This is a genomic window from Spirulina sp. 06S082 (assembly GCF_034932145.1).
Classification (GTDB): Bacteria; Cyanobacteriota; Cyanobacteriia; order Cyanobacteriales; family Spirulinaceae; genus CCY15215.
This window is the reverse complement of sequence record NZ_JAYGHV010000010.1, coordinates 1-15771: the sequence shown is the minus strand read 5'-3', so window position 1 is coordinate 15771 and position 15771 is coordinate 1. Positions and strand designations below refer to the sequence as shown.

9 protein-coding genes are annotated in these 15771 nt (G+C 41.2%); 7 read left to right on the top strand and 2 right to left on the bottom strand.

Annotated features, from left to right (window positions below; translation table 11 throughout):
* The first annotated feature begins 18 nt into the window (after positions 1–18).
* The 7 genes from VB714_RS02020 (at position 19) to VB714_RS01990 (ending at position 13192) form a co-directional block, all read left to right on the top strand.
* The gene (locus tag VB714_RS02020) at positions 19–792 is read left to right on the top strand and encodes an ABC transporter permease (protein WP_323220655.1); all 774 of its coding nucleotides are present in this window, start codon (positions 19–21) and stop codon (positions 790–792) included.
* 38 nt (positions 793–830) lie between these two features.
* Entirely contained in the window at positions 831–2024 is a 1194-nt protein-coding gene (locus VB714_RS02015) for a sensor histidine kinase (protein ID WP_323220653.1), read from the top strand.
* Between the two features lie 250 nt (positions 2025–2274).
* The gene (gene larE / locus VB714_RS02010) at positions 2275–3093 is read left to right on the top strand and encodes an ATP-dependent sacrificial sulfur transferase LarE (RefSeq protein ID WP_323220651.1); all 819 of its coding nucleotides are present in this window, start codon (positions 2275–2277) and stop codon (positions 3091–3093) included.
* A gap of 97 nt (positions 3094–3190) precedes the next feature.
* Positions 3191–6718, top strand: a complete 3528-nt coding sequence (locus VB714_RS02005; RefSeq protein ID WP_323220648.1) for a PAS domain S-box protein — start codon at positions 3191–3193, stop codon at positions 6716–6718.
* A 35-nt stretch (positions 6719–6753) separates the two neighbouring features.
* Positions 6754–9528: a hybrid sensor histidine kinase/response regulator gene (locus VB714_RS02000; protein ID WP_323220646.1), complete on the top strand. Its 2775-nt coding sequence runs from the start codon at positions 6754–6756 to the stop codon at positions 9526–9528.
* Positions 9528–11813: a response regulator gene (locus tag VB714_RS01995; protein ID WP_323220645.1), complete on the top strand. Its 2286-nt coding sequence runs from the start codon at positions 9528–9530 to the stop codon at positions 11811–11813. Before VB714_RS02000 ends, VB714_RS01995 begins: the two co-directional genes overlap by 1 nt.
* A gap of 2 nt (positions 11814–11815) precedes the next feature.
* The gene (locus tag VB714_RS01990; RefSeq protein WP_323220642.1) at positions 11816–13192 is read left to right on the top strand and encodes a diguanylate cyclase domain-containing protein; all 1377 of its coding nucleotides are present in this window, start codon (positions 11816–11818) and stop codon (positions 13190–13192) included.
* A gap of 56 nt (positions 13193–13248) precedes the next feature.
* On the opposite strand, the gene VB714_RS01985 is transcribed toward VB714_RS01990, so the two are convergent.
* Both VB714_RS01985 and VB714_RS01980 read right to left on the bottom strand, forming a co-directional pair.
* Positions 13249–14496, bottom strand: coding sequence for a hypothetical protein (locus VB714_RS01985; protein WP_323220640.1), 1248 nt, complete (start codon positions 14494–14496; stop codon positions 13249–13251).
* A 161-nt stretch (positions 14497–14657) separates the two neighbouring features.
* Positions 14658–15771 (bottom strand): putative PEP-binding protein (locus tag VB714_RS01980; protein ID WP_323220638.1); only part of this gene is annotated, 1114 nt, incomplete at its 5' end.

Genomic DNA, 15771 nt, shown 5'->3' with positions numbered 1-15771 from the left:
TCACAAATATTAAATTTCATGAACGCGGGTAGAATTTTGGCGATCGCAGGGAATGGGTTTCGCGAAACTCTGCGCGATCGCGTTCTTTATTTCCTGGGCATTTTTGCTTTATTTCTCGGCATTGCCAAGAGATGGCTGCCGGAAGTTGCGGCAGCGACGGAGACGAAAATGTTTATTGATTTGGGGTTAGGGACGATCGCCGGATGCAGTGCGATCGCGGCTATTTTTGTCGCAACAAACTTGATTAACAAGGAAATTGAGAAGCGCACCCTATTAACAATCTTGTCTAAACCTGTCAGTCGCGCTGAATTTATTGTGGGTAAACATTTGGGACTGTGGGGGATTATCGGCGCGATCGTCGGGATGATGAGTATTGTCTATTGGGTCATGTTGGCTGGCGATCGCCATGATTTCCTTTTGGTTAATTTTCTCATCGTCCTCGCCTTTTTGTTTTTGGAACTTGGCGTTTTAATTGCTGCGGCTTTGATGTTCGGTACATTTACTAATTCTTTAGTTGCGGCGATCCTTTCCCTAGGGATTTATTTAATGGGACACGGCAGTAAAGATTTGGTGGCATTGGGAAAGCTCAGTGAAAATGCTCAAATTGAGTCGATCTCAAAAAATCTCTATCTCATTCTGCCCGATTTGTCAAGATTAAATTTCAGAAATGAAGCGGTTTATAATTTGCTGCCTCCACCATCAGAACTTTTGACAGATGCACTTTATGCTTTAGTTTATATGATTCTCTTTTTAGCGATCGCAATCCTGATTTTTTCTCGCCGTCAGTTTTAATATAAGCGTTTCTCTGCTCCCGATTCTCATCAAATTTTGTGAATTATCATTCCCATAGCTGTATTAATAAAAATATCGATTTATTGCGTGAGATTCTCAACATAAATCATTGTTTTATTGCGCTTCCCGATCGCAATAAAAATCTTATTATTCGCTATGCTTCAACACCAACGCTACAACAAGAATCGTGTTTAAATGCTTGTTGTTTATTGGGAGAGTCTCATTCTCCCGATCGCCATAGAATCGCTTCTTCTACTCGGGAAAATGTTTCTGAAATCGAGTCTCCAATGGCGATGGATAGTGCCAATTTTTTAACCGCAGATTTTTTAAAATTGGAAATTCCCCTGCACTATCAAAACCGCGATCTAGGTATCTTAGTTTTGCAAGATTGCGATCGCCAATCCCCTTGGAGTCAACAAGAAATCAAAATTGCCGAGACTATTGCGGAGAATTGCGCCTTGGCTTTATACCAAGAACAAATTGAGGTAGAATTACAACAACAAAAAGAAATTGCCCGCGAATTGGTGCAAAAAAATCAACAAAAAAATGAAAATTTTTCGATGATGAGTCACGATTTGCGATCGCCTTTAACTGGAATTGTTGGTTTATCTCAAATGCTAGTCGATTGCATTTACGGCGATCTCAACCCAAAGCAAATGGAATATATTCGCGCGATCGCCTCATCTTCAAAGCATTTGCTCAACCTGATTAACGATTTATTAGATTTGGCAAAAATTGAAGCCAATCGAGAAGAATTATACTTAGAAACCCTCTCAATCGAAGAAGTTTGCTTGGCTTCCATCTCGATGATTAAACAGCTTGCCAATGCCAGAGGATTAGAATTAAAATTAGAAATTGCCCCAGATATTTCTACCTGTATTGCTGACCAACATCGTCTCAAACGAATCTTAGTTAATTTACTCTCAAATGCGATCAAATTTACAGAATCTGGTTCAATTCTACTCAAGGTAGATCGCACCCGCGATCGAGGGGAATCTCCCCTTTTAAAATTTTCCGTCATTGATACGGGAATTGGCATTGCAGCAGCAGATATCGAGAAGCTATTTCAGCCTTTTACTCAAATTCAAAATCGCCTTCAGCGTCGGCAAAAAGGAACGGGTTTAGGGTTAGCATTATCGAAGAAACTCGCTCAACTCCACGGAGGAGATTTGAGTGTAACTTCAGAGCTAGAAAAAGGAAGTTGTTTTACTTTATATCTACCGCTTGGTTAGTGGTTAACTCAACTTGCTAGTTATCAATTTGATCCCCCCCAACCCCCCTTAATAAGGGGGGAGAATCCGGAAGTCCCCCTTTTTAAGGGGGGAGAATCCGGAAGTCCCCCTTTTTAAGGGGGATTTAGGGGGATCGACACACTTAATATTTGTAACTAGCAACTTAGGTTAGTTAGTAATTAGTGATTAGTGATTAGTAGTTATTAACTCTCTAAAAATGTTAAAATTTGAGAAATTTGAGGTGAATTTTATGTTGGATCGCAAACTGCAAGAATTAAAAAGATTATTGAGAGAAATCGATCGCGCTTTGATTGCTTATTCTGGTGGCATTGATAGCACCTTAGTGGCAAAACTTGCCTATGATGTTTTAGGCGATCGCGCTGTAGCAATAACAGCAATTTCCCCATCTCTACTACCAGAAGACTTAGAAGAAGCCAAAATACAAGCAGCAACCATCGGCATTACTCACGAAGCCATAGAAACCCATGAAATGGAGAATTCTAACTATACTTCCAATCCTGTCAATCGCTGCTATTTTTGTAAAAGCGAACTTCACGATACCTTAAAACCGATCGCGATCGCTCGAGGCTATCCTTATGTTATTGATGGGGTTAATGCTGACGATCTACAAGATTATCGTCCTGGAATTCAAGCCGCAAAAGAACGAGGTGCGCGATCGCCTTTAGCAGAAGTAGGAATAACAAAATTAGAAGTGCGAGAATTAAGCAAAACTTTGGGTTTATCCTGGTGGGATAAACCTTCTCAACCCTGTTTGAGTTCTCGTTTTCCTTATGGGGAAGAAATTACCGTAGAAAAATTGCAGCGCGTTGGACGATCGGAAGTTTATCTGCGAAAATTAGGATGGCAGAATCTGCGAGTGCGATCGGCTGGGAATACAGCAAAAATTGAACTCCCCCCCGAACAAATTAAAGCCTTTATCGCGAGTGTCGATCTACCCAGTTTAGTCGCCATTTTTCAAGAGTTTGGCTTTCTCTATGTCACCCTCGATCTGGAAGGATATCAGAGTGGAAAACTTAATCGCGTTTTAGAGCAACAAACTCAATCTTAATTTAGAATAAAAAACAGAGTAAACTTTAGCATCATTTTTTTAGTGAGATAACGAAAAAACTCGATCTCTAAGTTTATTTTTAATCTGGGAAAAACCGATGCCCAAAAAACTCAAACTGCAAGAAAAAGAGATTGCCGAACTTAAGGAAGAAAATCAACGCTTACAACAACAGTTGGCAGAATCTCAACACCGTTGTAGCCAAAAAGAGCAAGAATTGCAAAAAACTCAGGCTGAGTTAGAAGCAATTCGCCGGGGATATTCTTCCGACTCCGAAGGATTTTTGCGTCTGGCGATCGACAATATCCCTGGAGCAATATTCTGGAAAGATAGCCAATCTGTTTATCTGGGTTGCAATCAATATTTTGCTAATCTTACTGGTTTAAATTCTCCTGTAGATATTGTCGGGAAAACTGACTACGATCTGCCTTGGAAACCAGAAGAAACAGAATTTTTCCGGGAATGCGATCGCCGTGTTATGGACTCCGATACTCCTGAATTAGGCATTATTGAACCGGCACAACAAGCCGATGGTAATTCCTATTGGCTAGAGACAAATAAAATTCCCTTGCACGACTCTCAAGGTAATGTTATTGGGATTCTTGGAACTTTTGCTGATATTAGCGATCGCATTAAAACAGAAAAAGCTCTGCAAAAATTAAATAATGAACTAGAAGAGAAAATTATCGAAAGAACCCAAAAACTGCATGACACTGAAATTCGCTTGCAAAGATTAATTGATAATATCCCTGGATTAATTTTCCAATTTCGCCTTGAAGCCGATGGAACACCATCTTTTCCCTATGTTTCTGAAGGAAGCCGCGACATTTATGAACTCGATCCGAGCAATTTTAGTCAATCCTTCGATCTAGTTCATCAAAACGATATTGATTCTCTCCATCAAACGATCCAAGAATCAGCGCGATCGCTGATAAGATTTGACCACGAACACCGCATCATTACCCCCAGCGGAATCTTAAAATGGGTGCAAATTATCTCAAAACCAGAACGACAAGAAGACAATGCTATTATTTGGGATGGTATCATTATCGACATTACCGATCGCAAACACGCTGAAGAAGAATTACTGATATTTAAACGAGCCGTTGAAAGTGCCAGCGACGCGATCGCCATTGCAAATCCCCAAGGGGAACTCATTTATCAAAATTTAGCTCACATTCAACTCTACCATTGCGAAACCATAGAAAACTATCGAGAAATGGGAGGAATTGCAGCCTGTTATCCAGATAGTGATATTTATCAAGAAGTCGTCTTAACCGTTCTTAACGGAGAATCTTGGATGGGTGAAGCCGAACAACGTTCTCGCAATGGTCGTCATTTTCCTGCCATTATTAGTGCCAATGGTATTAAAGATGAATTGGGGGAACTACTGGGTTTAATTGGTATTATCACTGATATTAGCGATCGCAAAGCGATCGCGCAAGCCTTACAAGAAAGTGAAGCCAAGTATCAACAAATTCTCGATTCTATTACCGATATGGTATTAGTGAAACGGGAAAAATCCCAGATTGTCTGGGGGAATAAATCTTTTCGAGATTATTATGGCATGAGTAACGAAGAACTACAAAGCCTTATTGATGCTTCTTTTAACAATCCTGATTATACTCAACAATATGTTCGCGATGATGCTTATGTTTTTGAAACCGGACAACTTCTGGAAGTAGAAGAACCCGTAACCCGTCATGATGGAGAAGTGCGACAATTTAATACAATTAAATCTGCCATTCGCAACGAAAAAGGAGAAATTATTTTAACCGTAGGTGTATCTCGGGATATCACCGATCGCAAAAAAGCCGAACAAGAATTACAAAAACAAAAACAACTCCTTCGCAGCATTTATGATGGAGTCAGCAATCCTATTTTTGTCGTAGATGTTCTTGAAAATAAAGATTTTCGTTTTATTAGTTTTAATCGAGCAACAGAGCAAATAACTGGGATGACAAACGAAGAATGTTTCCATAAAACTCCCGAAGAAATTTTTGCTCCAGATCAAGCTCGCAATATCCGCCAAAATTATAATCATTGTCTCGATATTGGCACGTCTTTTGCCTACGAAGAATCTGTAAATTTTCACGGAGAAAATTACTGGTATTTAACAATAATTAACCCCATCAAAAATGCAGCAGGAACAATCATTCGCTTAGTCGGAACATCTCTCAATATTACCGGTCGCAAACGTCAAGAGGAAGCCTTGCAAGAATCAACCGAGCTTATTTCTCAACAAGCACAACGAGAAAAACTACTCAACCAATTAACCAACCAAATTCGTAACTCCCTCGACTTAAAACAAATTATTAATACAACAGTACAGGAGATTCAGCGTTTTATCGAAGTCGATCGCTGTCACTTTGCTTGGTATGTTGAAGAAGGAGAAAAAGCCTATTGGGATATTGTCGCGGAAGTGCAAACTGAGAATTTACCCAGTTTTATCGGACGACATTCTGTTAGTGCTTTTGGACCGCTTTCAGAAATGGTTTTGCGACGACAAACCGTGCATCTCAATGATGTTTCTCAAATCGAAGATCGAGAAGTACGAGAGTTTGTAATGACCCTAGGAAATCAATCGATGTTGGTTCTTCCTGTTTGGGATAATACCGGAGAACGTTATGGTATTATTGCTTGTATTCAACATCAAGAAGTGCGACCTTGGCATGATGACGAAGTAGAGCTTTTAGAAGCCGTTGCCGATCAGTTAGCGATCGCCCTCAATCAAGCCAATCTCCTCACCCAAAGTCAAGCGCGTACCCAGGAATTGGAAAACCTTTTAGAACGATTACAACGCACCCAAACGCAACTGATTCAGAGCGAAAAAATGTCCAGTTTGGGGCAAATGGTCGCTGGAGTGGCACATGAAATTAATAATCCCGTCAATTTTATTCATGGTAATCTCGTCCATGCGAATGAATATACAGAAGATTTATTAGGATTGCTCGATCTTTATCAAAAATATTATCCTCAACCTCATCCCGATATCTGCAAGGAAATTGAAGCGATCGACCTTGATTTTCTCAAAGCAGACTTACAGAAATTACTTCGATCTATGCGCGTCGGAACCGATCGCATCAGTGGAATTGTGAGATCCCTGCGAACTTTCTCTCGTCTCGATGAATCGGAAGTCAAAGATGTTAACCTTCACGATGGTATTGATAGTACCTTAATGATTTTACAAACTCGTTTGCGATCGCAAGATTGGCGACCAGAAATTAAAATTATTAAAAACTATGGCGAATTACCCCTAGTAGAATGTTATGCCGGACAACTCAATCAGGTATTTATGAATATTATTAGTAACGCGATCGATGCTTTAGAAGAACGCGATCGCCAGCGAACCTTAGAACAAATGCAAGCACATCCCAGTCAAATTGACATCCAAACCCAGAGAAAAGATAATAATATTATCATTCGCATTTGCGATAATGGCATGGGAATGAGTGAAACTACCCGATCTAAACTTTTCGATCCCTTCTTTACCACGAAAAGCATTGGCAAAGGAACAGGATTAGGCTTATCAATTAGCTATCAAATTGTGACAGAAAAACATAATGGTCAACTATCTTGTGCCTCCAAGCCAGGAGAAACAGTATTTCTGATTGAAATTCCCATCTAAGATTCATTTTTAATTCTTAATTCTTAATTCTTAATATGGTTTTCAAATCCCTAGCCAACACCCTGACAGATATATCAAAACGACTGCCTTTACGAGTTGTTTTGCTCGTCCCCTTTGTTCTGCAAATTTTTGGTACAGTAGGAGTTGTAGGCTATCTTTCCTACCGTAATGGACAAAAAGCCGTTAATGACTTAGCATTACAATTACGAAAAGAACTCTCGGCTCGGATCGAACGAGAATTAAAAGCATACACTGAAGCGCCTCACATTATTAATAGAATTAATGCTAGTGCTTTTGCTCGCGGTGATATTGATATTGATAAGATGCAAGGAGAATACTTGCTTTGGGAACAGTCGCGACTTTTTCCTAGCAATAGTTGGATTTATTGTGGAAGTGAGAAGGACGGTGGATTTTTAGGAGTAGGCAAAGAACCGAATAAATCCCGACTATTCTCAATTGTTAATCAATCAACGGGTAATCGTTTTCGAGATTACAACTTTGATGAGAAAGGAAACCTTAGTAACCCGACCATTGATGAAAGAATACCTCGCTTTGATTCTCGCACTCGCCCTTGGTACAAAAGTGCGATAAGGACAGGCAAACCAAATTGGGGGGAAATTTATCTTGATGCGATTATTCATGTTCCCCTCCTTTCTGCGAGTATACCCGTTTATGATGAAGGAGGACAAACGATAGGAGCCTGTGCGACAGATTTCCTTTTATCGGAAGAATTTACGCAATTTCTCAAAAATTTAGAAATTGGCAAGTCTGGTGAGACTTTTATTATGGAGCGATCGGGAACTTTATTAGCGACATCTCTTGAGGAACTATCTTATGTGAAAAAAGACAAAGATGTTCAACGTCTCAAGGCAAGTGAACTCAAAAATCCCCTAGTACGAGAAACGGCAAAATATTTACAAGCACATTTTGGAGATTTTACTCGCATTCAAAACCCCCAACAACTCGCCTTTACCCTCAATGGTCGGCGAGAATTCATTCAAGTTCAACCCTTTCAAGATGAGTACGGTCTGGACTGGCTTATTGTCGTAGTTATCCCAGAAGCGGACTTTATGGAACAAATCCATGCTAATAACCGCACGACGATCGCCCTGTGTCTGGTCGCTTTGGCCGTAGCGACGGTTTTAGGCATTTTAACGGCACGTTGGGTTACACAACCCATTCTGCGTTTAAATCAATCAGCGAAAGCCCTTGCTGAAGGAAAATGGCAGCAAACAACAGATATTCAACGTCAGGATGAACTCGGAGAATTAGCAAAATCTTTTAACACCATGGCCGCACAGTTGCAAGATGATTTTATCACCTTAGAAGAGCGGGTGAAAGAACGCACGGCAGAATTGGCCGAGTCTAACCAACAATTAGAAATTGCTAAGGAAAAAGCCGATGCAGCTAACCAAGCAAAAAGCACCTTTTTAGCTAATATGAGTCACGAATTACGAACTCCTCTCAATGCTATTCTCGGTTTCTCGCAAATTCTGACGCGATCGCAAAGACTTGACCCAGATCAACAGGAAAATATCAATTTGATTAATCGCAGTGGTGAATATTTATTAACATTGATTAATAATGTTTTAAATTTGTCTAAAATTGAAGCGGGAAAAACAACCCTCAATCCTTCAGATTTCGACCTCTATGGTCTCTTAGATGAAGTCGAACAAATGTTATATCTCAAAGCAGAAGAAAAAGGATTACAACTTCATTGCGAGTATGCAGATAATGTGCCTCGTTTTGTTCATAGCGATCGCACTAAACTTCATCAAGTTCTAATTAATCTTATTAACAATTCCATTAAATTTACCTACGAGGGAGGGATTGCTGTTCGAGTCTTTGCCGGGAGTGATGAAGAAGTAAACAACCAACAACAAACAACCCTTCATTTTGAAATTGAAGATACGGGAGTCGGAATTGCTCCAGAAGAGATCGATAGCGTTTTTACCGCCTTTGGACAAACTCAAAGCGGTTTAAACTCTCAAGAAGGGACGGGTTTGGGTTTACCTATTTCTCGCAAGTTTATACAACTCATGGGAGGAGATATTACTGTAGAAAGTCAAGTAGATCGAGGAACAGTTTTCAAGTTTTCCATGCAAGTGAGTATCGCAAAAAATAGTGATATTTCTACCCCTACAAGCAAACGAAATGCGATCGCCCTTGCTCCCAATCAACCCCTTTATCGTATTTTAATTGTTGATGATAAACCCATTAATCGCCAACTTTTGATTAAATTGCTCAATCCTTTTGGTTTTGAACTTCAAGAAGCAGAAAATGGTCAAAAAGCGATTGAAATTTGGCAAAATTGGCAACCTCATCTCATTTGGATGGATTTGCGAATGCCTGTTATGGATGGCTATGAAGCAACGAAAAAAATCCGTTCTTATTCTCAAGGTAAAGAGACAGCAATCTTGGCAATTACTGCCAGTGTTTTAGAAGAAGAAAAGGCCGCAGTTTTTGCAGTAGGATTTGATGATTTTATTCGCAAACCTTTTCGAGAAGAGACTATTTTTTCGGCTTTAGAGAAACATTTAGAGGTTGTTTTTATCTACGAAGAATTAGAGAAGTCTTCCTCTCCTACTGCATCGCAACAAATAACTCCTGCCGATCTTGACATTTTACCCAAAACATGGTTAGCAATATTTTATCAAGCAATAGTTGAGGGTCAAATTCAACAGTTACATGAACTAATTACAGAAATTCAGCCACAGTATCCAGAAATTGCGTCAACATTACTCGATTTAACCAATTCCTATCGGTTAGATCGATTATTAGAGTTAGCTGAAGGAGGAGGAGAAACATAATGACTCATTTTGAAACCCAAAAAATCGGAATTCTTGTTGTCGATGATACGCCAGCAAATTTAAGTGTTTTAACCCAAATGCTTTCTAGGAAAGATTATGAAATTAGGGTTGCACCGAATGGTAAACTAGCGCTGCAATCGGCACAATCGAAACCCCCTCAATTAATTTTATTAGACATTACTATGCCAGGTTTAAATGGCTATCAAGTTTGTGAGCAACTGAAAGCCAATCCTAAAACTAGCGATATTCCTATAATTTTTATTAGTGCTTTGGATGGAGCAGATAATAAGGTGAAAGCCTTTCAAACTGGAGGAGTTGATTATATTACTAAACCCTTTGAAACTGTAGAAGTATTAGCACGAATTGACAACCAACTGCGTCTGCGATCGCTACAACTCCAACTGCAACAGCAAAACCAACAATTGCAGCAAGAAATCGAATCTCGCCAAGCTGTTGAGGAACATTTGCGAATTTTAAAAAGAGCGATCGCGGAGTCAGTTAATGGTATAATTATCATCGAGGCTCGCATTGAAAATTATCCTATTATTTTCGTCAATACTGGTTTTGAGAGAATTACAGGATACAGTAGTGATGAAGTATTGGGGCAGGAATTTGATTTTCTCTTGGATAGCGATCGCGAAAGTGAAGATTTTCAGAAACTAAAAGAGGCGATCGCCACGGGAAAATCTTGCCAGATTCTCTTACACGATACCCGCAAAGATAAAACGCGATTCTGGAATGAATTAAGTCTTTCTCCTGTCCGTGATAAAAAGGGAAACCTTACCCATTTTATCGGCATTCAAAACGATGTGAGCCATCGCATTTCCATTGAAGAAAAAATAATCCGTGCGAAAGAAATAGCCGACGAAGCCAATCAAGCCAAAAGTACCTTTATCGCGAATATGAGCCACGAATTGCGCTCTCCTCTCAACGCTATTCTCGGCTTTTCTCAACTGATGGCGCGATCGCAAGGACTATCTCAAAGCGATCGGGAAAATATTGGTATTATTAACCGCAGTGGCGAACATTTACTCACCCTCATCAATAACATTTTAGACCTCTCGAAAATTGAGGCTGGGAAAACCGTCCTACAACCCGTTAATTTTGACTTTTATCGTCTCTTAGATGAAGTTGAAGATATGTTTCTCCTCCGCGCCGAAAATAAAGGCTTAAAATTGATTTTTGAGCGACAAGAACAGATTCCGCAATACGTCTGCACCGATATTGTTAAACTTCGCCAAATATTAATTAATTTACTGGGAAATGCCATTAAATTTACCCACGTGGGAGGGATTTCCGTTCGCGTTAGAAAAGGGAAAGAAGAGAACGAAACAAAAACAGAAACTCATTACCAATTTCCCATCACCCAAATTCATTTTGATGTTATAGATACAGGAGTCGGAATTGCAGAGTCAGAACTCGATCGCCTCTTTGAAGCCTTCGCGCAAACTCAAGCAGGGGCAGAAACTCAAGAAGGGACGGGGTTGGGCTTACCGATCGCTCAGAAATTCGCTCGTTTGATGGGTGGGGATATTCGCGTTCATAGTGTAGAAGGGAAAGGGAGCACCTTTAGTTTTGATATTTGGGTAGGTGCTGCCCTAGCGATGGAAGTTCTAGAGGCAAAACCCAAGCATCAAGTCATTGCCCTTGCTAACCATCAAATTCAGTACCGCGTTCTTGTTGTAGACGATCGCCCCAGCAATCGCATTTTACTCGTTAAACTACTGCAACCCTTGGGATTTGCTGTGAAAGAAGCCGAAAACGGCAAAAGGGCGATCGAGATTTGGGAAACTTGGGAACCTCACTTGATTTGGATGGATATGCGAATGCCAGTTATGGACGGTTATGAAGCAACGAAATATATTAAAAGAACGATCAAAGGTAATGCAACAGCAGTCATTGCCCTGACAGCAAGTGCATTAGAGGAGGAAAAAGCGATCGTCTTGTCTGCCGGTTGTGACGACTTCGTGAGAAAACCCTTCCGAGAAGAAGAACTTTTTGAGACAATGGCTAAACATTTAGGAGTCCGTTATGTCTATGATGATACTGATCGACAAACCCAACATAAAAAGCAAAACCATATTTTAGATTCTGGTGGCTTGGGGGTTATGCCAGAACCTTGGCGAAAACAACTGTATCAAGCTGCAATCGACTTGGATGACGAACAGATTTTGACTTTAGTGGCGGAAATTCCTGAAGATTACGCCAATTTAGCCAAGGCGATCGCGAATTTGGTCAACCAATTTCGGATTGATAAAATTATTGAATTAATCGAACAAATCTAGTAATGACTACAGAACAAGAACAAGAATTTCTCGGCGATATTTTAATTGTTGATGACCTACCGGAAAACTTGCGCGTGCTTTCGCAAATGCTTTCAGAAAATGGTTATAAGGTTCGCAAGGCTATTAATGGTAAAATTGCTCTGCGGGCAACGCAATCTGCGGCACCAGATTTAATTTTACTCGATATTAAAATGCCCGATATGGATGGCTATGAAGTTTGTTCCCAACTCAAAGCCAATCCAGAAACAACTGAAGTTCCTGTTATTTTTATTAGTGCTTTAGATGAAGTTTTAGATAAAGTTAAAGCCTTTCAAATGGGAGGAGTAGATTATATTACCAAACCTTTTCAAGTGGAAGAAGTGATTGTTCGGATTGAAAATCAACTCACGATTCAACGTCAAAAATTGCAATTGCAGGAAGAAATTAAACAACGCAAAGAAACTCAAGAAATTTTACACCAATCTCGCGCCCTTCTCGCCAGTGTCTTAAATACTTCTTTAGATGGCATTGCAGCTTTAGAAGCGGTTCGAGAGCCAACAACGGGCAAAATTGCTGATTTTCGCTGCATTGTTGTTAACCCTGTTATTTCTCGTGTTGTCGAACGTAAAAAAGAAGAATTAACGGGAAAACTGATCCTCAAAAAATTTCTCAGCCAACGAGATCCCCTCTTATTTGCAGAGTTTGTCAAAGTGACGGAAACGGGAGAATCTTTAGAGCGAGAATTTTGCTATGAGCGAGGAGATCGAAAAATTTGGTACTATTTGAGTGCGGTGAAATTAGGCGATGGATTTGCCGTGACGGTTCGCGATATTACTCAACAAAAACAAATTCTCTTATCCCTACAAGCAGAAAATCAAGAATTAGCAGAACGTTCGACGGTTGATAACTTAACACAAGTAGCCAATCGACGCTATTTTGAAATTTATCTTGCCCAACAGTGGCAAAATTTAGCAGACAAATCCTTGCCGTTATCTTTAGTGATTTTCCATGTCGATAATTTTGATTTCCATCGGAAAAATTATGGAGATGAAACCAGCAATAAATTTTTGCAGAGGGTTGCTAAAGCAATTAAACAGTATCTCCGTCGTTCGGAAGAATTAGTTGCACGTTATGAAGAAGCAGAGTTTGTGGCAATTTTACCCAATGCTGATGATTATTGGTCATTGCAAGTCGCAGAATTAATTCGTACTGGTCTTGAATATGGGGAGGATTCCGATTCTCTAGAAACAGGGGATAAAATAACAATTTCAATTGGTATTACGACCTTTATTCCGACGACGAATGACTCTCCTACTATTTTAGTAGAACAGGCACAAAAAGCCCTCGATCGCGCTCAGAAAAAAGGCGGTGATTGTATTGAATTTTATGAAACCGAGTGATGTTGTTCGGGTAGACAAGTGCCATTAAGCAAGAAGCGAGATGAAGCAGGAGAACTCTAGCGAAGTCTTGGAAAACTCGGCAGATCCACGGAGGCTAAAGAGGTATGTTTTTTCTGAGAACGGGGATGAAGAGTCGGAGCCGGTGAGGGAGTAGAAGTGATTAAAGGCGCGATCGTCCCTTTCGATGCGCGATCGCCTCCCTTTCCTTTCCGAAAATCGGGGAGAGATACATTCATCAGTCCCATTGCTGGGGGTTTATGGGGATATTTAGCAGGAGTTGGAGTGTTGGGAATAGGGGCTTCTGGGAAAGATAGATCCGGTTGCAAAGATCGATCCGGTTGCGGGGATTCCATTTCTCGAGTAGGTGGGTTCATAGTTCGCGTCACCCAACTGGGAGGCTCTCCAATTTCCGATTGTTGATTTCTGAATTGTAATGACCAAGGTTGAATCGGTTTGGGTTTGCCGGAAAAAGGAACTTGTTTGGGAATAGGTGGCATAGGAGATAGCGTTTCTGGCTTTGGCATTCGTGAAGCCTGTCTGAAAGCACTAGGATCCCCTTGAAAATCAGAATCCTCCGAGGAGAATTGCGTCTGTGCATGGGATTCTTCTAATTCCCGAGTCTGAGAAGAGGCAGGAGGCAAACTTAAATACTTATCCAACACCGTTTTGAATTGTTGGGTGTGTTCTTGTTGGCGACTGAGGCGATCGCGCAACTGGAGAGAATTATCCGAGGCTTGAACTAATAATTGAGATTGTTCCTCATAGCGCTGTCGAACTAAAGCGCATTCTCGCTCCATTCTCACAATATGAGTTTGGGCAACTTCCAGTTGAGAAGTCAGGGTTTCAATAAGAGAGTGCTGGCGTTGGGCGACGTGGTGGGAGGCTTCCAACTCTTGAAATAATAATTCGATCTGAGCCTGTGCCTCAAATAGTTCCGGATCCGGTTGAGAAGAAGGTAAAGAATTTTGACGCGATCGCCGCTTTTCGGTTTCCAAATCTTCCCGCGTTTGGGTTAAAGCCTGTTCTAAGGTGGCGACCTTTTTCAGTAATTCGCGATTGCGCTGGCGTAATTTCCGCGCCAACGTAAACCAATCTGCCTCATTAACGGTATGGGAACTATTCGTAAAAATTTCTTCTGAGGAAGGAAGTTGCTCAAAAACCCGTGCAGCTTGGGATTCCCCCAAAGAAGAGTCAGTATCAGTAGATGGCATCTCGCGGCGATCGCTGGCAGAAGTTTCACCAAAAGAAGATTCTGGGCTTGAGTCTGTTTCCGGCTGGGGTTGATTGTTATTGACTTCACTCATAACTTTTGGCTAATGACCGTTTTCTTAACAGCAATAATGGCGATCGCGATCTAAAGAGATTGCATCGAGAGGCAATAACGAATTGCTCGAGCATTCCCCATTAAGGATAATGCAAAAGTGTGAATAGGCAACAGGGAAGAGTCACCAGTTCTAAGGCAATCTTAATCTTGCTGACGTTTTTCTGCCAGTAAAAAGCGCTTTTCCGCCCGCGCGATCGCCAGATAAGTTGCCTCAACAGCCTCGGGTTCCACGGAAATTGAGGTAATACCCCACTCAATTAAGCGATTGATGAGTGCAGGAGAGCGCACGATTGCAGCACCGCACAGGGAACAGGGAATTCCCTCTTTGCGTGCGGTACGAATTAACATCTCCAGAGCAGCAGTAACGGCAGGATGAGACTCATTATAAAATTGTCCTAACTGAGGATGTTCGCGATCGCTTCCGAGCAAAAGCTGCATTAAATCGTTAGTTCCGATCGCAATGCCTTGCACTCCTCCTCGCACATATTCCGGCAACATAAAAATAACAGAAGGGACTTCCGCCATTATCCACAGTTGAAAGGAAGGCCGTTGCAGAAGTCCCATCTCTTCTACCTGTTTTCGAGCCGAAAGGAACTCCTCAAGACTGCGAACAAAAGGCAAAATTAGATGGCAATTGTCCCATTGTTCCTGCACTTGCTTTAAAGCCGCCAATTCCGCCTCAAATAGAGCAGAATTGAGGCGATAGGTATGAGTTCCTCGCACCCCCATCAAAGGATTGAGAGCCAGATCGGAAGACCCTGGCAAAGATGGAAATTCTGGCGATCGCCAATCTGTCGAGCGGTAAAAAATTGGACGAGGAGCAAACATTTCGGCGAGTTGGTTAAGACGTTGTGCCAATTCAGCCGTTAATTCTCGGGGATGCTGCAACCACCAGTTTAAAGCATGAGCCTGCAATAATTCCAACATCATTAGCTCCGAACGCACTAATCCCACCCCATCCACAGGTAAACGAGAAGCAAGTTGAAAAGAACTCGGCTGACTGAGATTAACCAATAGCTGCGTGGCGATCGGGGGAAATTTCTCAAACTGTTCCCTATCCCCTCTTCCCTCTTCCCTCTTCCCTATCCCCTCTTCCCTATCCCCTCTTCCCTCTTCCCTATCCCCTCTTCCCTCTTCCCTATCCCCTCTTCCCTCCTCTTCTGCCAAATAAATTTTCCCTTGAGTCCCATCGATGATAACAAATTCCCCCGCTTCCAGTAATTGAGTTGCATCGATCGCCCCCACTAATGCCGGA